Consider the following 20,953-nt stretch of genomic DNA (forward strand, 5'->3'; position numbering starts at 1 on the left):
CGGTTCGGACCACATGGGCGACCTACCCCGGATTCGGTCGGCTAATCGAGTGGATTTCGTCCCGGCGCGGCCTGAAAAGTGCTGTTTACCAGTGGCATTCGCGGGTAGATCCAACAGGGACTGTGGCCGATTCCGACATCGCGGAATCTATACCACCGCAATCGGATTGAGCTGAGGGCTCATCCGGTGATCGACTTCATCCAGTCGATGACGGCAGTCTGATACTGCGCGGTATTCCGTGCGAGATTCACCGAATGCCCGCTGCCGGGCAACACGAAGGTGCGCAACCGCGCGGCCGGAGCGAAGAACGCAGCTTCCGCGGCCTGCAGGGTTGCGCTATCGGTGCAGATCGAATAGGCGGGTCCGCAAGACAACCGGTCCAAGCTGCCATTGACCAGCATGACCGGGGCGGTGATGAGGCTCGACATCCCGGGCAGGGTAGAGGTGAGTCCGTCGGGATATTCGGTGAGCGAGAAGGTTTCCTTGGTCGCCTCATCGAGTGCGAGCACCTGCGGATCGACATTGTCCGGTCCGAAGAAGTCGCCGGCCCGGGTGCCTGGTCGAGTCACCAGATAGCCCGAATCGTATCCGCGGCTGGCGAATACGGGATCCTGTAGGGCCTGGTAGTAGGTGCCGATCACACCGAGGACGTCCGGCACGCTCAGGGTGTGCGAGTATCCGGTGAGCAGCACGCCGTCGACGTCGTGGTAGGTGGTGGCTTCCATGACCGAGGTGCCGGAGCTGAGCGAATGACCACCGGTGACGACTTTGCCGAACGGTTGTGTGCCCGCGAGCCCGTGGCGCAGAGCCTGCACGATGTCGTGCAAGGCTGCTGCGGTGGCGGTTGCGGTCAGTGACGTGCTCGGCGGGCGGGTGCTCGCGCCGTTACCGAGTCGGTCGGCCACCAGCGTCGCGTAGCCCGCGGCGTTCATCGCGCGCCGGAAGTTGTAAGTCTCTGGGGCGTAAGGGAAATCCCAGTAGGTGTGGTTGTAGTTGGAGCCCGCCATCAACACCATGACGGTGTCGGCCGGCCGGTCCGGCAGGCACAGGGTAGCGTCCAAGGTCCCCTGCGGTACCGGGAAAGTGATTTGCTGGCACCGATCGGGCGAGGCAGCCGGATCGGCATCGGCCACGCCCGGCACCACACCGAAGATCGTCGCAGCCGCGGTAGCGGCCACCAGCATTCGGGCGTAGAGCTTTTTCGTCACCGCGTTCCCTCCGAATGGGAATATCGTGCGCCGCGCCATCTTCTGGCGAATCACCATACCGCACACGAAGATCCGTAGCTATGGGGTTGCGTGCCGAAGACACGATCTACGATGCACGGCATGGGTTCGCGTGGTGTGCATTTCGTCGGCAGCTATCCGGGTACGAGTACGGACGACGCGATGCGCGCGATGCTCGATGCCGCGGGGTCGCGGCTCCGTACGCTCCCGACGGGCGAGACGCGTCGCTACGAGTTCTACGTCCAACCGATCATCGAGGATCTGGTGGCGCAGGGCGCGTTGGAAGTAAAGAAGTCGGGCACGTGGCGGTCGAGTCGGGAGCGGACCATCCATCGCGTCCCACTGGGGCGTGAGCTGACAGGCGACATGATGGATCTCGGTTATCTCGCCGAGTCCCAGGAGGCGCTCCCGATTTTCCGGGATTTGCGCGCGGCGCGCGATTTGCCCGGACTGACCCTCCAGATCGGCATGCCGACCGATTTCACCCTGGCATTCATCGCCATGGGCATTTCCGGTGTCCATTCGCACCGCAAGGCCTTCCGTGACGCGACCGTGCGCGATATCGCGGCCATCCACGAAATGGTCGGTACCGACGGTGTCGTGCAATTGGAGGCCACCGCGGAAATGGTGCTCATGGCGAAGACGCAGCCAGTGCACCAACGAGTGGAGGCGGCATTGCGCCTCGGCGCGGGGATCGCCGCGCTGGCCGAATCCGCTCCTGTGGGAACGAGGTTCGGCGTGCACCTGTGCGTCGGCAGCATGCGCAACAAATCCCGGGTCCGGATGCGCGATCTGCACCCCTTCGTGGAGCTGGCCAATTCCGTTGTCCGGCAGTGGCCCTCGGATCGCCCGCTGACCTATCTGCATGGTCCGCTCGCGGCCGGAGACATCCCGCCGTCGGCGAACCCCGTGTTCTACGCACCCCTCGCCGACCTATTACTCGGCGAGGGCACCAATTTCTACGCGGGATTCGTCCATGACGCGCCTACCTTGGCAGCGCAAGCCGAGACCTTACGGATGATCGAGAACGCACTGGGCAGACCGGTCGACGGCGTCGCGAGCGCATGTGGCCTCGGTCGCCGTCCGCGTCCGACCGCCGATGCGCTCGCGGCCCGTGCCGATACGCTCGCCGCGACCTAAGGCTTGCGACCGACGCCGCCCAGGATCACCAACGTGGTGCGCGGCAGGTTGTCGTCGAGCCATTCCTGTACCGGCACCAGACCGGGTCCGACGACCTCGAAACCCTCCAGGTACGCAGCCACCATTTCTGGGGTCCGGAATTGCACCTGTGCCGAGCTGCCGTCGGTGTCTGCGGTCGACCGCTCGACGAACTCCGGTCGGGTGTCGACGGATCCGTGGGTGAAGGCGAGGATGCTTCCCGGTGCCATCTCATCGCGCAAGCGCGCGACGATATCGGCCGGATGCTCATCGTCCATGACGAAGTGCAGCACGCCGACGATCAGGATCGCGACCGGCTGGTCGAAGTCGATGTGTCCCTGGATCTTCGCCTTCTCGATGATCTCGTCCGTTCGGCGAATATCACCGAGTATCGATGTGACACCGGACGCGCCGGACAACAATGCGTGCGTGTGCACGTGCACGACCGGGTCGTAGTCGATCATCACCACGCGGGCCGTGTGGTCGATCTTCTGCGCTATCTCGTGCACATTGGGCGAGATGGGGATACCGGCACCGATGTCGATGAACTGCCGAATTCCGGCCTCGGCGGCGTCTTGGACGGCTCGAAGTAGGAATTGGCGACTGAACCATGCCGTCGTCTTGGTGTCGGGCGCGACCGCGAGCATGCGCTCGGCGATCCGCTGGTCCACCGTGTAGTTGTCTTTACCGTCGAGCAGGTAGTTGTACACCCGAGCTGCGTTCGGCTTGGATGGATCGACGCCCGCCGGTGCCCGATCGGCCTCAGCCACCGCACCTCCTAGATGTTCTTCGACACATCGTAACAACGTCTGGTCATTTGTCCGGTTGGATCGAACTGCGCCGCTCGATAGCGGTGAATCCTTTGTTGTAGTCGATTGCGACGCTCGGGCACCGACGGAACGTGCCAACTGGTCACCGCGAAAACCGGTGCGACACAACCACTTCCATCGTCCTCAAAACGCAGCCACAACCCCGAATGGGCGCGGCTGCTAGGGACGGTTCTTGGCGGGGCGGTTGGAGGCGGCGCGGCGTTCGGCCTGTTGGACTTTGATGCGCTCGTTCTCCTGCCGCATCGCGGCGTAGTTCTCGCGCTCGCGAATGAGCCATTCGGGCGGGTCGGCGATCAGGGCGGCGATTTCCTCGACGTTCATCGCGTCCGAGACTTCGGCGCGGGCCAGGCCGGTATTGGAAACTCCGAGTTTGCGGGCGACGATATCGCGGGGGAATGGGCCGGTCTTGCGAAGTTCGGTCAGCCAGGCCGGGGGATTGGTGCGCAGTTCTTCGAGTTCGGCGCGGGAGATCGGGGTGTTGCGGAATTCCTCGGGCGTCGCCGGAAGGTAGATGCCGAGCTTATTCGCCGCGGTCAGCGGCTTCATGGTCTGCGGTTTCTTATCCGGGCTCACCGGTACAGACTATCGGGCCCCACGGCGGCTCCAGACCACCCGCCTCGTAAGTCCCCGGCCCCCGTGGCAATACCCTCATACGAATGAACCCCGAGTCCATCGACGTGACCCGCCTGCGCTGGTTCGTCGCGGTTGCCGAGGAACTGCATTTCGCCCGCGCGGCGAAATCGCTGCACATATCGCGGCAGAAGTTGAGTCATACCGTGATCGACTTGGAGCACGAACTCGGGACCGAACTCTTCGTGCCCGGAGTGCAGCCGACCCAGCTGACCGAGGCCGGACAGGAATTGCTGCGCGCTGCCAGGGATATCATCGCACGCGCCGAGGAGCCCGAGCCCTTGGCCGCGGCGGAGGTCGTGCTCCGAATCGGCTTCGTCCCGGGCGTCACGGTCTCCAAGTGGACACGGATCTGGGGCGAGCGGTTTCCCGACACCCCGCTGGAGGTGATCCCGATCCCGATGGTCGAACAGCTCGCCGCGCTGCGTGAGGGGCGCGTCGATGCCTGCTTCGTCCGCCTACCCATCGATCGTGCGGGTCTGAGCGCGATTCCGCTCTACCGCGAGCTGCCTGTCGTCGTGCTGCCCAAGGACCACACGCTGTCGCTGTTCGAACAGGTGGGCATGGGCGATCTGGAGGGGGAACGGATCCAGGACGCGAGCGATATCGATGCGATCGCGGGCACCATCGAATTGGTCGCGGCTGGTGTCGGGGTCGTCATCGTCCCGCATTCCATCGCCCGCCTGTACGCCCGGCGCGACCTCGTCTACCGAACCATGATGGGCGTCCCAGATACCGAAATCGCCCTGGCCTGGCCCGCCGCCCAGACCACCGAGCTGATCGAGGAGTTCGTCGGCATCGTGCGCGGTCGCTCGGAACGCAGTTCGCGCACCCAGGCGCGGCGCAGGGAGACCGAGCCGAAGAAGTCCACCGCCGCGAAGCGCTCGACGCTGGGTTCCGCGAAGAGCGCCGTCAAGAACACCGGAGCCAAGAAAAAGCCCGCCAAGCGACGAGGGCGTTAGGCGGGCCAATCCTTGACCGAGTCAATGCCTTTCGGCGTCGACTACCGCGGCTTGCGGCGCAGGATCGAGTCGCGGATCAAGACGCCCGCGATAACAGCGGCGAAGCCGACCAGGAACAGGTCCTCGATGTGGCCCTTGTGGTTGCCGATCATCATGGCCAGCAGGATGATGCAAACGATCCAGCCCGCGGTGCGGAAGGTGCGGCGCGATTCCCCGCTCCAGCCCCATTCGGCGGACGGAACCTCGGCGGTATCCACGTGGGTGACGATTGCGCGGTCACTGGTGGGTTCGAGTTCCGTGGCGGCCACGATCGCTCCTTAGCTCGGTGTGGGCGTTGCTGCCGATATCGTGACATACGACCGCTCGTCGTAGCCAGCAGGGCTGTGTTCGATAGGCGGAGCTGGCGGCGCCTACGTGGTTGGCAGGCTACCGCCTGCGGGCGCGTTGCCGGCCCCGCTGCCACAATGGGCTCGTGTCCGACATCGTGAGAGTCCTTCTGCTCGGCAGCACCGGTTCCATCGGTACCCAGGCGCTCGAGGTGATTGCCGCCAATCCCGACAAGTTCGAGGTGGTCGGCCTGGCCGCGCGCGGCGGCAATACCGGGCTGCTCGCGGCACAGATGGCGGCCACCGGGACCCGCAATGTCGCGGTCGCCGATCCGGCCGCGGGCACCCAGCTCGACCTCGCACTGAGCGGTCCCGGCGCGGTCACCGAGTTGGTGCGCCGAACCGAGGCCGATGTCGTACTCAACGCATTGGTCGGCTCGCTCGGCCTGGAGCCGACCCTGGCGACCCTGCAATCGGGCACCCGCCTGGCGTTGGCGAATAAGGAATCCCTCGTCGCGGGCGGCTCCCTGGTGACCCGCGCTGCCGCACCCGGCCAGATCGTCCCGGTTGATTCCGAACATTCCGCCCTCGCCCAATGCCTGCGCGGCGGCCGGGCCGAGGAGGTGGATCGGCTGGTGCTGACCGCATCGGGCGGCCCGTTCCGCGGCTGGACCACCGAAATGCTGGAATCGGTGAATCCGTCCGAGGCGAAGGCGCATCCGACCTGGTCGATGGGACTGATGAATACGCTGAATTCGGCATCGCTGGTGAACAAGGGCCTCGAACTGATCGAGACGCATCTGCTGTTCGGGGTGCCGTACGAGCGCATAGATGTCACGGTGCATCCGCAGTCGATCGTGCACTCGATGGTCACCTTCACCGACGGCTCCACGCTGGCCCAGGCCAGCCCGCCCGATATGAAGCTGCCGATCGCACTGGCTCTCGGCTGGCCCGATCGGGTGCCGGGCGCGGCCGCCGCGTGTGACTTCAGCACCGCGTCGACCTGGGAATTCGAGCCGGTCGACACTGCGGTATTCCCTGCGGTCGAGTTGGCCAGGCAGGCGGGTACCGCGGGTGGCAGTGTCACCGCGGTCTATAACGCGGCGAATGAGATTGCGGTGCAAGCCTTCCTGGACGGGATCATTCGTTTCCCGGATATCGTGGGCACCGTCGCGCGCGCGGTCGAGGCGGCCGATCGGTGGCGTGCCGAACCGGAGACCCTGCGGGACGTACTCGCCGCCGATACCTGGGCCCGCGACTACGCACGGGCGCTGGTCAACCGCTGATCGAACGTATGGGGCGCGCCGCAGGACGGCGGCCTGGCAGACTTACCGGAGAGGGTTGGTCGGCGTCCGGTTACTGTGGTCGGGGTGCTCGCGGCGTAGATGGACGCGCCGGTGCGGGTAATCGCGGCCGCTGCGGACGGCCGCACTTCATTCGAGGCGAGCTGCGCAACGCAGGAGGGCTGTACAGCAAATGGTGTTCGCGTTGGGGTTCGTACTGTTCGCCCTCGGCATCACGATTTCGATCGCGCTGCACGAATGCGGGCATATGTGGGCAGCCCAGTCCACCGGCATGAAGGTGCGGCGCTATTTCATCGGCTTCGGTCCCAAGATTTTCTCGTTCCGGCGCGGTGAAACCGAATACGGCCTCAAGGCGCTGCCGCTCGGCGGCTTCTGCGATATCGCGGGCATGACGGCATTGGACGAACTGGCACCCGAGGATCTCGACCGCGCCATGTACCGCCAGGCCACCTGGAAGCGCCTGGTGGTGATGTTCGGCGGGATCGCGATGAATTTCCTGCTCGGGTTCCTGCTGCTGGTGGTGCTCGCGGTCGGCTGGGGTCTGCCGCGTTTGGACCAGCCGCCCGCCACCACCATCGGTGCGATGAGCTGTGTGCCGCAGCAGAATCCGGACCAGTCGATCCTGAACTGTGACGGCACCGGGCCGGCGCAGCGGGCCGGCCTGCAGCGCGGTGATGTGGTCAAGAAGGTGAACGGCGTGAAGGTCGACACCTGGCAACAGTTCACCGCCGAAACCCAGAAGCAGACCGGCACCTTCAGCTACACGATCGAACGCGACGGCCAGACCAAGACCATCGAGGTCACCCCGCAGCGTGTCACCCGCTACCCGGAGAAGAATGGACCGGGTAGGGAGGTCAGCGCGGTCGGCGTCGGCGCCGAGTACTACGAGCCGCTGCAGTACAACGTGCTCGCCGCGATCCCGGCGGCCGGTGCGTATACGGGGCAGGTGTTCACCCGTACCGTCGTATCGCTGGCGCAGCTGCCGCAGAAGGTCTCGGCGCTGTGGACCGCGGTCACCGGCGGTGAGCGCGATCCGGAGACGCCGGTCAGCGTGTATGGCGCCAGCAAGATCGGCGGCGAGACCGCGGAGCGCGGCTTGTGGAACGTCTTCATTTTGGTGCTGGCCAGTCTGAATTTCTTCCTCGGCGCGTTCAACCTGCTGCCGCTTTTGCCGCTGGACGGTGGGCATATCGCGGTGGTGCTGTACGAGAAGGTGCGTAACACGATTCGCGGCTGGAAGGGACTGGCGCCGGGCGCGCCGGTTGACTATCTGAAACTGTTACCTGTCACCTATGTCGTTGTGGTGATAGGTGGTGCGTACATGCTGTTGACGATCGCCGCGGATATCGTGAATCCGATCCGACTTTTCTGATCGAGCTCGCGGGAAGCCCCGACGACCGAGACAGAGCGGACGCGGGCGGTCCGGTCGACTATCCGAAACTGCTACCGGTAACCTACGTCGCAGTGGTGATCGGCGGTGCGCATATGGTGCTCACGCTGGTCGCCGACATCGTGAATCCGATCCAGTTGTTCCACTGACGCGCGGACCGGTCGCGATTGTGCCTCGATAGCCACCGCGAAATCCGGACCACTGGCACTTCGGGGCATATGCGTGTCATGACTCATGTCATGGCCGTCACAGGGTGAGCAGTCGCAGCGCGCGGCTAAGCTCGATAGGCGAACGGCCCGAAACAGTAACGCACGAAAGTAGGCAGCCGAAAGTGACCAGCACAATCGGATTGGGGATGCCGACCGCACCCGCGGCCGTTCTCGCGCCTCGCCGCAAGACCCGCCAACTGATGGTGGGCAATGTGGGCGTCGGTAGCGATCACCCGATTTCCGTGCAGTCCATGACCACCACCAAGACCCATGACGTCAACGCCACCCTGCAGCAGATCGCCGAATTGACGGCCTCGGGGTGCGATATCGTGCGCGTCGCCTGCCCGCGCCAGGAGGACGCCGACGCACTGGCGACCATCGCGCGCAAGAGCCAGATCCCGGTGATCGCGGATATCCACTTCCAGCCGCGCTATATCTTCGCCGCCATCGATGCGGGTTGCGCCGCGGTGCGCGTGAATCCGGGCAATATCAAGGAATTCGACGGCCGGGTCGGCGAGGTGGCCAAGGCCGCCGGCGCGGCGGGCATCCCGATTCGCATCGGCGTGAATGCCGGTTCGTTGGATAAGCGGATGTTGGAGAAGTACGGCAAGGCAACCCCGGAGGCGCTGGTGGAATCGGCGCTGTGGGAGGCGAGCCTGTTCGAGGAACACGGCTTCGGCGATATCAAGATCTCGGTCAAGCACAACGATCCGGTGGTCATGGTCGAGGCCTACCGCCAGCTGGCCGCACAGTCCGATTACCCGCTGCACCTGGGTGTGACCGAGGCCGGTCCGGCGTTCCAGGGCACGATCAAATCCGCTGTGGCGTTCGGTGCGCTGCTGTCCGAGGGCATCGGCGACACGATTCGGGTGTCGCTGTCCGCGCCGCCGGCCGAGGAGGTCAAGGTCGGCGGGCAGATCCTGCAGTCGCTGAACCTGCGCCCGCGCAAGCTCGAGATCGTCTCTTGTCCGTCCTGTGGTCGCGCCCAGGTCGATGTGTACACCTTGGCCAATGAGGTGAGCGCCGGTTTGGAGGGCATGGAGGTGCCGCTGCGGGTCGCCGTGATGGGCTGCGTGGTGAACGGTCCGGGTGAAGCGCGCGAGGCGGACCTCGGTGTCGCCTCGGGCAATGGCAAGGGCCAGATCTTCGTCAAGGGGCAGGTCATCAAGACCGTGCCGGAGGCGCAGATCGTGGAGACCTTGATCGAAGAGGCCATGCGCATCGCCGAGGAGATGGGCGAAACGGCTGACACCGGCGAACCCGTGGTCACGGTCGGCTGACCTGGGTTCCGGAGTAGCCGTATCACAGTCGGGCGATTCGTGGCAGGCTGTCGATGTGCGGAGTCTGCTGGAGCCGGCGCGACGGGCTAAGGATGCCCCCGCGCGTCAGCTCGCGAATCGGGATCTGGCACAGGTGTTACGGGTGCTGGATAGTGATCCGATCGCCTCGTGCATGGTGGCGGCGCGGCTGCAGGAATTCGGCTTGGATACCGGCGTCGGGCGCGGTGAACTGTGGAGCCGGGGTGGTCCTGCCGAATCGCTGTGCTTCTCCGGTGCGAATCTGGTGCCACTGCGCGGAAACGAGGGCGCGTTGCGCGCCTTCGCCGCTCGGGCGGTCCGCTGGCCACGGGTGTGTTCGTCGGTGGTCGGGCGTCAGGAATTGACGCTGCCGCTGTGGGAGATGTTGTCCGCGCATTGGGGACCGGAACGCGAGCTACGCGGGGCACAGCCGCTGCTCGCCCTCGGCCAGCCCGCGCTGGCCACCGCCGATGCGCAGGTCCGCCGAGTTCGTCCGGGTGAGTTGGAGCGCTATCTCACCGCGGCGATCGCCATGTTCATCGAAGAGGTGGGCGTCGATCCGCGCGCGGGTGACGGCGGCCGCGGCTATCGGCGCCGGATCCAGAGCCTGATCGAATCCGGCCGCGCCTGGGCGCGCTTCGAGGACGGCGAAGTGGTGTTCAAGGCCGAGGTGGGCTCGCTTTCCCGGCGTACCGGGCAGATCCAGGGCGTTTGGGTACATCCCGAACGTCGTGGCAACGGCCTGGGCACCCGCGGTACGGCCGCCGTCGCGAATGCGGTGGTGGCATCCGGTCGCACCGCCAGTCTGTACGTCAACGACTACAACAACATCGCCCGCCGGGCCTACGGCCGGGTCGGATTCCTACAGATCGCCACCTTCGCGACCGTCCTGCTCGACTGAACGCGGCGCCGAACATCGGTGTGCCACGGCCGTTTGCTCGCTGATCGCTATACGATCTGTCCCGATGTCGACTCGCATGCTCATCACGCTGGCCGTCGCGGCGTTCGCGGCGGCGGGATCCGGTTGCTCGGCCAGCCCGCAGGGGCCGGTGCCTGCGGCCGATGCCTACCTCGCCGCCTTCGCCGAGCGCGACATCGATGCCGCGGCCGAACGCACCAGTCAGCCCGAGAAGGCGGCCACTGCACTGCGTTCCGCATGGGACCAGTTGCAGGCCGAGAAGTTGACCGCGCATTCCGGCGCGGCCAGGGTCACCGGTGATACCGCGACCGTCGACTACACCTACGAATGGCGCCTGCCCAAGGACCGGATCTGGAAATACACCGGACAATTACAGATGGGCCGCAGCGACGGGCGCTGGATGGTGCGCTGGACGTCCTCGGATATCCACCCCAAACTCGGCGCCACCCAGACCATGGCACTGCGCGCCAACCCGGCCCCGCGTGCCAGGGTGAACGAGCAGTCCGGTAGCGATGTGCTCGTGCCGGGCAAGGTATCTCGGGTCGCGTTCACGGCGGCCTCCGCACCGGATCCGAGTTATACGGCGACATCGCTGGCGGCGGCGCTGAACCGCTTCGACGACCATCTCACCCCCGAGGCGATCCTGAGCGCGGCATACGCCGCCAAGGGTGAGTACGCCGTCGCGCTGTTGAGTGAGCACGAATTCGACCAGGTCAGTGGCGATCTCATCGGTCTGCCCGGGGTAAAACTGACCCAGCAGTGGGATATGGTGCCCACCGACCGGGATTTCGCGCCCGACCTGCTCGCGCAGGTGCGCAAGACCGTGATCGCCGAGGTGGATGGCAAGGCGGGTTGGAGCGTTGTCACCATGAACGCCAACGGCGCCGATACCGATGTCCTCACCGAGGTGCCCGCTCAGCCCGCTCCGTCGTTCTCGCTCAGCATCGATCGCAATGTGCAGAATTCCGCACAGCGCGCCGTCGGTGGTCGCACGGAGCAGACCATGATGGTGGTGCTACGGCCATCGACCGGCGCGATTCTCGCCATCGCACAGAACAAGGCGGCCGACCGTGACGGTCCGGTGGCCACCATCGGCCAGTATCCGCCGGGTTCGGTGTTCAAGACGGTGACTGCGGCCGCGGCAATGGCACTCGGAAAGGCCACTCCCGAAACGATTTTGCCGTGCCCGAGCCGAATTATCATCGGGGAGCGCACAATTCCGAACTACAACCTCTTCCAACTCGGTGACGTACCGATGGCCACCGCCTACGAACGATCCTGCAATACCGCATTCGCGAAGCTGGCCAGTGAGCTGCCGAGTGACGCACTGCACGACACGGCCGCGAAACTCGGTGTGGGACAGGCTTACACGGTTGTCGGCCTGCCGACCGAATCGGGTTCGGTACCGCCGGCCGACGATATGATCCAGCGCACCGAGGACGGTATCGGACAGGGCAAGGTGGTGGTGAGTCCGTTCGGGATGGCGGTGCTCGCCGCGACCGTGGCGCACGGGTCGGCGCCCGTGCCGTATCTGATCGCCGGACGTACCACCGAAATCAAAGGTGACCGTCCGGTCATCGGTGCGGAGGTGATCGATGGTCTGCGCCTGATGATGCGAAAGGTGGTCACCGGTGGTACCGCCGAACGCATTGCCGACCAGGGCGAGGTATACGGCAAAACCGGCGAGGCCGAGGTCGACGGTGGCTCGCATTCGTGGTTCGTCGGCTATCGCGGGGATCTGGCTTTCGCGACCCTGCTGGTCAAGGGCGGCAGTTCGGACAATGCCGTCGCGGTGACGCGGGATATGCTCGCCGCCCTGCCCGGGGGCTACTGAACCAGGTGTGACCGGTGGACTCCGCGGGGTGTGATGCCATGCGCCGCGGGGCGCTCACCCACGGCAGCCATGCTTTCCTGGACCTGGATTGGTTCTCGCTAGCCGTCTACCGGTCGCGGCGTGGAGCTGATACGGCGTGATGCCGCCCGCCGCCCAAGCGCCCGCCGAACCTGCCGCGACGGCTTCGGGCGACTTCGCGCTCGAGCCGATCTCATTGCGCACCAACTCAGCTGAAACTGCCGCCGAGGCCGAAGGGCGGATCTCTGTGCCCTGGCGTCCGGACCCGGCGCGAGCAGTCTGCGCGAATCGTCACTACACAGCGTGTGTGGTGACGTAACCCGACGCGGTTTGTCAGGCGCGGTGCAGCGTTGCCGCCAGGTGGTGGGTCAGCGGTTCGCCGACCGCGGCCATACGCAGGGTGTATTCGATGGTGTCGCCGGTCAATACAATCGAACGGCCGAGCGCGGTCACCAGTTTCGCGGTACTGCTGCGGGCGATGCCGGTCGATTCGAACTCCATCTGCAGTTCGCCATCGGCAACGGTGAGGCCGCCCTCGCAGATCTCGGTGATGCCGGTCGGGTGGGCCAGGATCAATTCGACGTGATCCGGGCGCGGGCAGCGCAGATAACCGGTTTCGGCGTGCATCGGGCGACTCCCCTCGGCGGCGCGGGTGCGCTGCCGGTAGGTGAGGAATGGTCGGCCGAGGTGGCCGAACTTGATTTCTTCGACATAGTCGAATGACTCGATGGTCGGGTATTCGCCGTGCCCAAGTCCGCGCCACGTGCCGAGCAGCGGTGCGAGCGCAGCGATATCGGGGTGGATGGTGACAGCGGGTTGAGGGGCGACCACGCGCGACAGCTTAAACCTGTCGGATGCGAGGTGTTCCCGTACCGTCGAAATTCCTCCAAGTTAAGGTTAGCGTCGCCTAATCGCCAAATGAGGGTTGCGAGTGGCTGGAAAGGACAAAGAAGTTGAACGCACGCCTTAGTGAATCGCGCCGCAACGGTGCCCGGCGGATGCGAACCCGCAATGGTCTGCTACGCGCCTCGGTGCTCGGCGCTGCCCTGGTTGTGGCCGCGGCATGCTCGGATTCGAAGTCGTCGAACGATGAAGTGCCTGCCCTGGACGGCAATCACTATGCGCAGACCAACCTCGCCGCCAACAATGCCGAACACAAAGCGCAGTACACCTTTCCGGATATGGTGAACGCGTGGGGGCTGGCCGATCGCCCCAAGGGTGCGGGCGGGCATTTCTGGGTCGGCGCGGGCGGTAAGTCCTTCCAATTCGTCGGCGATGTCAGCGCGTCCGCGAATCCCGAGGTGCAGAAACTATTCCAGGATCCGCTGAAGATCGTCACGATTCCGGGCGCGGATGCCGACACCTCGGACAAGAGCGTCGGCAAGACCACCGGTGTCGTCTTCAACGGCGCTCCCATCACCTCCGATCTGTTCGTCGTGCGCGACCAGCCGGTGGATATCGACGGTGCGCCGCTGCTGCTGACCGGTTCGTCGCGGTTCATCTTCGCCACCGACTCCGGCAAGATTTCGGCTTGGACCGAGCAGGGGCCCGAGGGCGCGATCATCCGGCATGACGGTCCCGCGAATCTGGTCTTCGACGGTGAGTCCCAGGGCATGGCGTTCTTCGGCATCGCGCTCGCCCCGTCCGGCGATAAGCTGCTCGCCGCCGACTTCGGCGAGAACCCGCAGATCCGCACATTCGACAAGGATTGGCAGCTGATCCCGACCGTCGGCTTCGCCAACCCCTTCGCCACCGGCGACCAGATCGACGCGGCGGCACCGGATAAGGGCAAGAAGGCCAAGCCCGGCGATCCCGCGCCGTTCAATGTGACCACCATCGGAAACCGCGTATTCGTCTCCTACGCCGATACCAAGCCGGATGAGCGGGACGCGTCCAAGTTCGACAAGGCCGAAGAGGATTCGCTGGACAAGAACCAGGAGAAGGACGCCAAGGGCAAGCCCGGCAAGGGCAAGGTCGCGGAGTTCGACGGCAACGGCAAGCTGGTGCGCATCCTCGACGACGGCGCTCGCCTCAATGCGCCGTGGGGTATCACGGTGGCGCCCGCCAACTTCGGCCCGCTCAGCGGCAAGCTGCTGGTCGGCAATTTCGGCGGTCTCGGCCATGTACTCGCCTATGACGACGCCACCGGCAAGTTCGTCGACTACCTGCGCGATGAGAAGGGCCAACCGGTCGAGATCGAGGGTCTGTGGGCACTGATGTTCGGTAATGGCGAGAGCCTCGGCGACGCCGACTCGCTGTACTTCACCGCGGGCCCGGACGACGAGAAGGAAGGCCTTTTCGGAAAGCTCCGTGTGAAGTAGCCCCTGCGGCGGGCGAAGGCGGTTCCCGGTCGTACACCGGGGACCGCCTTTTGTCGTAGGTACTACTACTCGGCAGCGGGAGATTGCGGGGTCCAGCGTTCGGACCAGCTCCATAGTGGTTGTAGGGCCGCGGTGAGATCGTTGCCCGCAGGTGTCAGTTCGTAGGTTTTGTCCGCGTTCTTGGCGATTACGCCCGCGGTCTGCAGGTATTGCAGGCGGGTCGAGAGCATGCTCGACGAACAGTTGCCCATGCGGCGGCGCAGTTCGAGGAAGCCGAGGCGGCCGGGTTCCAGTTCCCAGAGGACGCGCAGGATCCAGCGTTGGCCGATGAGCTCCATGGTGGCCAGCATGGGTGCGTGGGCCGGGTCGTTTCGCCCGCGCGACGGCTCGGCTCCATTTGCACTTCTCATTTCGAACTACCATAGTGATTCTAAATTAGAAGCATTGCTGTGGGCTGTGAGCGGGAGGCAGATGGTGGGCGATTCGACGGAACGACGGATTGTGCTGATCACTGGCGCGTCGCGGGGGATCGGGGCCGAGACGGCGAAAGTACTGGCGGCCGGTGGTGATCACGTGATCATCAACTACCGGGACAAGCGCAGGCGCGCCGAGGCGATCGCCGATGAGATCGTTGCGGCCGGTGGCAGTGCGTCGATCGCGGGTGCGGATATCGCGGATGCGGACGCCACCGCCGCCCTGATCGCCGATGTGGTGGCGGAGTTCGGTCGGCTGGATGTGCTGGTGCTCAACGCATCCGGTGGACTCGAGCGCGGTGCCGCGCCCGACTATGCGATGGCATTGAATCGTGACGCGCAGGTTCGTTTGGTGCGAGCGGTGTTGCCGCATCTGCCATTCGGTGGCCGGATCGTCTTCGTAACCAGCCATCAGGCCCACTTCCACGGCCGCAAACCCGTTCCGGCGGACTATGAGCCGATTGCCGCGAGCAAGCGCGCGGGCGAAGACGCCTTGCGCGCAATGGTTCCGGAGCTGACCGAGGGTGGCATCGGGTTGAATGTGGTGTCCGGTGACATGATCGATGGCACGATCATCGTCCGCTTGCTGGAGCGCCGTAATCCCGAGGCCGTTTCGGAGCGGCGTGATCACGGCGCACTACCGACCATCGCGGAGTTCGCCGCAGTTGTCGGTGAAGCCGCAAGTGCCGCAAGCGAATCCGGCCACACGTTCTATGTCGGCGGTCAGGACTATCTCGCGGACGCCGCGGCCGAGGGGATCCCCGCCTACTAGTCGAACAGTTCGGCCGTGTGTCCCTCGGTCGACGGTCGGACCATAGTTCTGGTTACTGAAGATTTGCCGCGAACAATGGACGCGCTGGCCTTCGTGCCGCTGTCCGAGGCGCCGGAGGCTGTCTTAACGAGGCGTGGTTGCAGCTCGACGAGCTGGCGGATGGCTATCGGAATCTCGTCGACGACGTACGCGAGGGCGCCCGTGACTACCGGATGGCTAGCGCCCGCGCCCGAACAGGCGGAATGAACGCGCCGGGCGGCGCGGCAGGGTCGCGTAGACCATGGTCATATCGGCGAATACCTCCGCTTTCCGTTCGCGGTCGGTGCCGAAATGTTCGCGGCCGAGTACGTGCCTGATCGAGGACGGCGAGATGGATGGCAGCAGTGCGGCCAGCGACGGTGTGATCGGCTCGCCCGCCTCCGCGCCCGCCTTGCCGTGTCCGAACAGCATGTGACCGATTTCGTGCAGGATGATGTGATCCGCATTGCGCTCGGTGGCGGACGCGTCGTAGACGATGATGTCGTCATGACCGCGGGTCACCCAGAGTCCGCTGCCGCGACACCCGATATCCGCGAGCGCGGCCCCGGGGATCGCCTGTAGTGAGATGGAACGACCACGGTGCGCGGCGACACTTGCGAGGTAGGCGGATAGATTCCAAGGACTGGGGAGGGACACGGTCCGTGCTGCTTCACGGAAACGAGCTTCCATGCTGGTCATCGGGGCACACATTACTCGAGCCGTGCGCGGTAGTCACCTCGTGAATCGGACATTCCGGCGAAACTGATAGCGACACTGCATAGATCAAGCACGGGTGGACACCTTGGTGGAGATTCATCACCCCCTCGGAGTCGCGGTTCCGACACTCGGGGGCGGTATCGAAACATCGTCGCAGCGGCGAGATTGGACGACGACCCGATCGCCCGCCCGACGGCGGCGTCCGGCGATTTCGGTCGGCAGGGGACGAAAACGAGCGAGAATGACAATGCGATATCGACATGCGGAGACCAGCGAGTTCGCCATCAAACGGGATTGGTGACGCGCAGGATGGGAGCGTGCAGATGAACAGCGGTAGCCACGCGGGTTCGAGCACCGTCCAGTCGGAACGGGACGACGGTGAGCTGCGCCGACTGAGCAGCGAACGGCTGGTGGACGCACCGCCGCCGCGCACCGCGACGGTGGCGCAATGGTGGGCGCTGACCAGCCGCCTGGTTCGGCCGTCCTGGCGCAATGGTGAGCTGATCACCGCGCTGCTGGCGCCTACGGTCTTCACCGTCGGTTTCTACGTGCCGTTGAACTTCGTGATGTCGCTGCAGCCCGCCCGGCGGGGCGGGTTGAGCAGCTATGCGCAATTCCTCATGCCCATGATCGTCATGCAGGCGATCGCCTTCTGCGCGATCACCGCGGCATTCCGAGCCGCCACCGACGCCAGAGACGGGCTCAATATCCGGTTCGGATCGATGCCGATGTTTTCGGCGGTGCCGCTCGCGGCGCGGGTCACGGCCGGGATGTACCGGGCCGGAGTCGCCTTGGCCGCGGCCCTGGTGTGCGGCTATGTGATCGGCTTCCGGTTCTATGGAAGCTGGTGGGACACAATCGGTTTCATCGGATTCGCGCTGCTGATCGCACTGACGCTGTGCCTGGGTGCAGATCTGCTCGGCAGCGTGACCAAGAGTCCGGAGGCGACCACCCAGGCGCTCATCCTGCCGCAGTTGATCCTCGGGATGGTCTCCACCGGATTCGCCCCTGTCAACCAATTCCCACACTGGATCCAGGGCTTCGCGCGCAACCAACCGATATCACATTACGTATACGGCCTGCGATCACTGGCCGGTGATTCGACAGGCCACGCCGGCGTCATCGGCTGGTCGATCTTCGGGCCCGCGTTGGCCTGGACGCTCGGTCAGACCATCCTCTTCGGTGCGGGTGCGGTATATGTTTCGATACGGAGGTCGGCATGACCGAGGTCCTGACTCCCGCGGAGCAACTACCCAAGGTCTTCGGTAGGACCGAAACCTGGCGACTGCTGATCCCGCAGACGCTCATCCAAACCAAGCGGCTGCTGATGCGCTGGTGGCGTGACCCGCTGACCGTCGTACAGTCGCTCGTCTTTCCCGCGCTCCTGTTGTTCGTGCTGAATACAGTTCTCGGGAAACAGATTTCGGAGTTCACCCGGGCTAGTGCGCTGTATGGTTTCGTTCCGATGGCATCGCTGGTCGGTGTGATGTCCGGTTCGGTGGCCGGTGCCATCACTCTTGGGCGCGAGCGCGACGAAGGTTTGCTGGCCCGCTTTTGGGTGCTACCGGTGCACCGCGCGTCCGGACTGGCCGCGCGCACCGTCGCCGAGGGGATGCGGATTCTGCTGTGCACGGTGGTGATGTTCGCGGTGGGTGTGGCGATGGGCTTCCGATTCCAGCAAGGGCTGCTCGCCGGTATCGCGCTGTTCGGGGTGCCGTTGATATTCGGCCTCGCCTTCGCGACCGTGGTCACCGCGGTTGCTGTGTTCAGCGCGAAAGCCGCACTGGTGGAGGCGGTTTCGCTCGGTTCTTCGCTGCTGATGTTCTTCAGTACCGGGTTCGTACCGCTGGCGGCCTACCCGAGGTGGGCTCAGCCGATCGTGCAGCATCAGCCGATGTCCTATGCCATCAATGCCATGAGGGGACTATCCCTCGGTGGTTCGGTGCGTGATCCGCTGTTGGCCACCACCGCCTGGTGTGTCGGGGCATTCGTCGTCTTCGCGATTCCCGCGGCGGTCGGCTATCGGCGGGCCAGCCGCAGCTGATCCGAGAAACCTCGGCGCGCAGACCCCCGGTTTCGGTCGTGGGGTCGGCGCGTCGCCTCGCAACCCAGCCAGCCCGGTTCGAACATCATCGCGATAGCTGGCGTGGTTTACCGGTGTACCATCAGCGGGCTCGGCTTCGGCCGCGCGACGATGTCAAACGCTCATCTCCTCGGCGGCGTCGTCGATCAGCGCCATGGAGTCGCGCGGGCTGAGCGCCATGGCGCGCAGTTGGTCGAAAATGATGCCGAAACGGCGGATCTGGGGATGACCCTCGATCAGTTGATCGCCCGCGATGCCCTCGACATAGACCAGTTCCGGATCGGCCGGATCCTTGAAGTCCAGCAGCGTGAAGGATCCGGCCATGCCGGGATGCACTCCCGCGCTGAACGGAAGTATCTGCAGGATGACGTTTTTCATCTGCGAATCGTCGAGCAGTCGCTCGAGCTGTGCCTTCATCACATCGGGGCCGCCGACCATGCGCCGGATCGCCGCCTCGTCGAGGACCACCCACAGCTCGAGCGGATCCGTCTTGGTGAGATGCATGGCCCGGTCCATCCGCGCCCGCACATTGTGCTGCACGGTAGCGCCGTCCAGCTTCGGCATATTGGTGTCGATGACCGCCTCGGCGTATTCCGAGGTCTGCAATAGTCCTGGGATGTAGGAGGTCTGGTAGTGCCGGGCCGAGAGCGCCTCGGATTCGAAGTTGATGTAGGCCGCGTGTACCTCGGTCAGCGTCGCCTCGTACGGGCGGGACATGCCGGGCTTGAGTGCGTCCGACAGGAGCTCGAGCGCATCGGCGCGCTGCTGTTCGGTGACGCCGTAGAGATCCAGCATCGCCATCAGCGTGCGCCGCTGTGGCCGCGCCTGCGCCGTCTCGATGCGATACAGCGTCGTGATATTGATGCCTGTCTTCCCGCTGACATCTTCTTTGCTCAACCCCGCGTGTTCGCGCATCTCGGTGAGCAGCACCGAGAGTCGCCGTAAACCCGCGGTGAGAACTGTGCGCTTGCCTGCCATGACAACCCTTTCGCCCTGCGCACCGGTAAGCACTCTTGCGTACATGCTCTGGTGAGTGCCCGCCACACACCGCAAATATGCAATCGCAGTGTGGTCAGAGACTACCGCCTTTCGCGGCAACGAAGTTCGGAGTTATCGGTGCGACGCCCTCGTCACCGCAGATCCGCGAGGCGATGGCCGGAGTTGGATGTCCGTCGCTGTTGCCGTGGCGCCGCCCGGGGACAGGGATCGGCGGGGCACGGCACGCCGAGCCCGATGGGCGGCCGATCGCATATCGCCCACGGGCCGAGCGGGGATGTGGCAAACTTTTGGCCACCGGTCTAGTTCCCGTCGAGTATCGAGCGTGAAAGTCGTTGTCACTAGCTGTCTGTGGAGTCGCGACGCGGCGATCCGGTCGTTACCGCAGCAATGAGAACGCACTCTTGCGTTCCGGCATTTGTAAGAGCATGATCCAGCTACGCTAGTTGTGAAGAACCGATCCGATGACCGGGATAACCGAATCGAGAGCCAATCATGTTGGTACAAAGCGCGTTGGTGTCGGGTGAATTCGGAGTACGGCGATGAGCGCGCCGACGGTGGGGGTGCTGCCGACCGCTCCGCAGATATTGTGCGCATTTCAGGGGCGACGTTTTCAAGATCGTGAATTACTGCGTTCCGCACATGCGCTCGCCGAACTCCACGCACGCCGTGCCGAGGTTCAAGACATGAACCTCGTTGCCGAAATCGATTGCCGTCGTGGCGAACTCATCGACGACATCAATGAATGGATTGCGCAGGAGATCCCGCAGCATCGCAATGGTGCCTCGCTACATACCGAGAGCCTAGGTGCGGTGGTGGATCGAATGGCGCGCAGCTGGGTGGATGCCAACACCGCCATCGGTGTCGATGGCGCGCGCAGCGACAATACCCATAAGCGCTGGTACCACTTGGCCGAACTGGTGGACGGCTACACTGATCTGGTAACCGACGTGGCCGGTGGCCGCCGCCGTTTGCCTGAACAGTGAAGACCGGCAGCGACCTTCGTCCGCAATAGTGACACTGCCGCACAGCGTCACCCGCTCAATTGGCGTTACTGCTCAATTGGCGACGTCCCGGGTCCGCGCCATCCGACCAATGACCCGATCCGGACGCTGACGTCGTCGGCACTGTGACGGCGGGCGCAACGGGGCGCCCCGCCCGGCGTGCCGCGTGGTCGACTGGCGCGGCACGCCCGCTACGAATTCGCCGGTACTCCGAATTCGCCGGTACTCCGAATTCGCCAGCGCCCGAACCTATTCGGCTGCCATCCAGACGGCTGCCGCCCCGACGCGAACATCGGTCGTCGCGTCCGTTCGCATCGTGACGAGCAGATCGACCCACGGCGCCGACCAGCCGAAGCGATTTCCGCACTGCTGGATCAGCATCACTGTGGCGAGCGGACCGGCCAACTCGCCGCTACGGGATGAGGCACCCGTGATGGTGAGCACTATCTACGGCCGCTCGGCGCC

21 protein-coding genes are annotated in these 20,953 nt (G+C 64.9%); 12 read left to right on the forward strand and 9 right to left on the reverse strand.

Translation table 11 applies throughout. The annotated features are described in order from the left end of the window. Positions 1-179 precede the first annotated feature (179 nt). The gene (locus ACW2Q0_RS13630; RefSeq protein ID WP_457189869.1) at positions 180-1,208 is read right to left on the reverse strand and encodes an alpha/beta hydrolase; all 1,029 of its coding nucleotides are present in this window, start codon (positions 1,206-1,208) and stop codon (positions 180-182) included. Between the two features lie 120 nt (positions 1,209-1,328). Here ACW2Q0_RS13630 and ACW2Q0_RS13635 point away from each other — a divergent pair, with 120 nt between their 5' ends. Continuing rightward, entirely contained in the window at positions 1,329-2,366 is a 1,038-nt protein-coding gene (locus ACW2Q0_RS13635) for a hypothetical protein (RefSeq protein WP_457189871.1), read from the forward strand. On the opposite strand, the gene ACW2Q0_RS13640 is transcribed toward ACW2Q0_RS13635, so the two are convergent. Beyond that, complete coding sequence (locus ACW2Q0_RS13640) at positions 2,363-3,154, reverse strand: SAM-dependent methyltransferase (RefSeq protein ID WP_457189873.1); 792 nt, start codon at positions 3,152-3,154, stop codon at positions 2,363-2,365. The genes ACW2Q0_RS13635 and ACW2Q0_RS13640 overlap by 4 nt on opposite strands. A 219-nt stretch (positions 3,155-3,373) precedes the next feature. Next, the gene (locus ACW2Q0_RS13645; protein WP_457189875.1) at positions 3,374-3,787 is read right to left on the reverse strand and encodes a DUF5997 family protein; all 414 of its coding nucleotides are present in this window, start codon (positions 3,785-3,787) and stop codon (positions 3,374-3,376) included. An 83-nt stretch (positions 3,788-3,870) separates the two neighbouring features. On the opposite strand from ACW2Q0_RS13645, the gene ACW2Q0_RS13650 reads away from it, so the two are divergent. Continuing rightward, the gene (locus ACW2Q0_RS13650; RefSeq protein WP_457189877.1) at positions 3,871-4,806 is read left to right on the forward strand and encodes a LysR family transcriptional regulator; all 936 of its coding nucleotides are present in this window, start codon (positions 3,871-3,873) and stop codon (positions 4,804-4,806) included. Positions 4,807-4,847: 41 nt separating this feature from the next. Here the strand turns inward: ACW2Q0_RS13650 and ACW2Q0_RS13655 are convergent, their stop codons facing one another. Beyond that, a complete protein-coding gene (locus ACW2Q0_RS13655; RefSeq protein ID WP_457189879.1) occupies positions 4,848-5,114 on the reverse strand; it encodes a DUF2631 domain-containing protein in 267 nt (88 codons plus the stop codon). Between the two features lie 164 nt (positions 5,115-5,278). Between ACW2Q0_RS13655 and dxr the strand changes: the two genes are divergently transcribed. The 5 genes from dxr (at position 5,279) to ACW2Q0_RS13680 (ending at position 12,086) form a co-directional block, all read left to right on the forward strand. After that, positions 5,279-6,418, forward strand: coding sequence for a 1-deoxy-D-xylulose-5-phosphate reductoisomerase (dxr, locus tag ACW2Q0_RS13660; RefSeq protein ID WP_457189881.1), 1,140 nt, complete (start codon positions 5,279-5,281; stop codon positions 6,416-6,418). 190 nt (positions 6,419-6,608) lie between these two features. Next, the gene (locus tag ACW2Q0_RS13665; protein WP_457189883.1) at positions 6,609-7,808 is read left to right on the forward strand and encodes a M50 family metallopeptidase; all 1,200 of its coding nucleotides are present in this window, start codon (positions 6,609-6,611) and stop codon (positions 7,806-7,808) included. Between the two features lie 349 nt (positions 7,809-8,157). Beyond that, positions 8,158-9,315, forward strand: a complete 1,158-nt coding sequence (gene ispG / locus ACW2Q0_RS13670) for a flavodoxin-dependent (E)-4-hydroxy-3-methylbut-2-enyl-diphosphate synthase (protein WP_457189885.1) — start codon at positions 8,158-8,160, stop codon at positions 9,313-9,315. Positions 9,316-9,370: 55 nt separating this feature from the next. Next, entirely contained in the window at positions 9,371-10,234 is an 864-nt protein-coding gene (locus ACW2Q0_RS13675; RefSeq protein ID WP_457189887.1) for a GNAT family N-acetyltransferase, read from the forward strand. 64 nt (positions 10,235-10,298) lie between these two features. Further along, positions 10,299-12,086: a penicillin-binding transpeptidase domain-containing protein gene (locus ACW2Q0_RS13680; protein ID WP_457189889.1), complete on the forward strand. Its 1,788-nt coding sequence runs from the start codon at positions 10,299-10,301 to the stop codon at positions 12,084-12,086. A 351-nt stretch (positions 12,087-12,437) separates the two neighbouring features. On the opposite strand, the gene ACW2Q0_RS13685 is transcribed toward ACW2Q0_RS13680, so the two are convergent. Continuing rightward, on the reverse strand, positions 12,438-12,944 hold the full coding sequence (locus ACW2Q0_RS13685) for a peroxynitrite isomerase (protein ID WP_457190069.1): 507 nt from the start codon (positions 12,942-12,944) through the stop codon (positions 12,438-12,440). A 158-nt stretch (positions 12,945-13,102) separates the two neighbouring features. Here ACW2Q0_RS13685 and ACW2Q0_RS13690 point away from each other — a divergent pair, with 158 nt between their 5' ends. Further along, the gene (locus ACW2Q0_RS13690; protein ID WP_457190071.1) at positions 13,103-14,425 is read left to right on the forward strand and encodes a TIGR03118 family protein; all 1,323 of its coding nucleotides are present in this window, start codon (positions 13,103-13,105) and stop codon (positions 14,423-14,425) included. A gap of 65 nt (positions 14,426-14,490) precedes the next feature. On the opposite strand, the gene ACW2Q0_RS13695 is transcribed toward ACW2Q0_RS13690, so the two are convergent. Continuing rightward, a complete protein-coding gene (locus ACW2Q0_RS13695; RefSeq protein WP_457189892.1) occupies positions 14,491-14,835 on the reverse strand; it encodes a winged helix-turn-helix transcriptional regulator in 345 nt (114 codons plus the stop codon). A 61-nt stretch (positions 14,836-14,896) separates the two neighbouring features. On the opposite strand from ACW2Q0_RS13695, the gene ACW2Q0_RS13700 reads away from it, so the two are divergent. Then, positions 14,897-15,670, forward strand: a complete 774-nt coding sequence (locus ACW2Q0_RS13700; RefSeq protein WP_457189894.1) for an SDR family oxidoreductase — start codon at positions 14,897-14,899, stop codon at positions 15,668-15,670. 216 nt (positions 15,671-15,886) lie between these two features. Here ACW2Q0_RS13700 and ACW2Q0_RS13705 read toward each other — a convergent pair whose 3' ends face one another. Beyond that, positions 15,887-16,345: a hypothetical protein gene (locus ACW2Q0_RS13705; protein WP_457189896.1), complete on the reverse strand. Its 459-nt coding sequence runs from the start codon at positions 16,343-16,345 to the stop codon at positions 15,887-15,889. A 383-nt stretch (positions 16,346-16,728) separates the two neighbouring features. Here ACW2Q0_RS13705 and ACW2Q0_RS13710 point away from each other — a divergent pair, with 383 nt between their 5' ends. Together ACW2Q0_RS13710 and ACW2Q0_RS13715 are read left to right on the forward strand one after the other, a co-directional pair. Further along, complete coding sequence (locus tag ACW2Q0_RS13710) at positions 16,729-17,628, forward strand: ABC transporter permease (protein ID WP_457190073.1); 900 nt, start codon at positions 16,729-16,731, stop codon at positions 17,626-17,628. Next, on the forward strand, positions 17,625-18,449 hold the full coding sequence (locus ACW2Q0_RS13715) for an ABC transporter permease (RefSeq protein ID WP_457189898.1): 825 nt from the start codon (positions 17,625-17,627) through the stop codon (positions 18,447-18,449). Before ACW2Q0_RS13710 ends, ACW2Q0_RS13715 begins: the two co-directional genes overlap by 4 nt. Before the next feature lie 153 nt (positions 18,450-18,602). Here ACW2Q0_RS13715 and ACW2Q0_RS13720 read toward each other — a convergent pair whose 3' ends face one another. Continuing rightward, a complete protein-coding gene (locus tag ACW2Q0_RS13720; RefSeq protein ID WP_457189900.1) occupies positions 18,603-19,466 on the reverse strand; it encodes a helix-turn-helix domain-containing protein in 864 nt (287 codons plus the stop codon). Between the two features lie 560 nt (positions 19,467-20,026). Between ACW2Q0_RS13720 and ACW2Q0_RS13725 the strand changes: the two genes are divergently transcribed. Beyond that, a complete protein-coding gene (locus ACW2Q0_RS13725) occupies positions 20,027-20,470 on the forward strand; it encodes a DUF4254 domain-containing protein (RefSeq protein WP_457189902.1) in 444 nt (147 codons plus the stop codon). Between the two features lie 267 nt (positions 20,471-20,737). Here the strand turns inward: ACW2Q0_RS13725 and ACW2Q0_RS13730 are convergent, their stop codons facing one another. Beyond that, the gene (locus tag ACW2Q0_RS13730) at positions 20,738-20,932 is read right to left on the reverse strand and encodes a hypothetical protein (RefSeq protein WP_457189904.1); all 195 of its coding nucleotides are present in this window, start codon (positions 20,930-20,932) and stop codon (positions 20,738-20,740) included. Positions 20,933-20,953: the final 21 nt, after the last annotated feature.

Source organism: Nocardia citri (assembly GCF_054065835.1).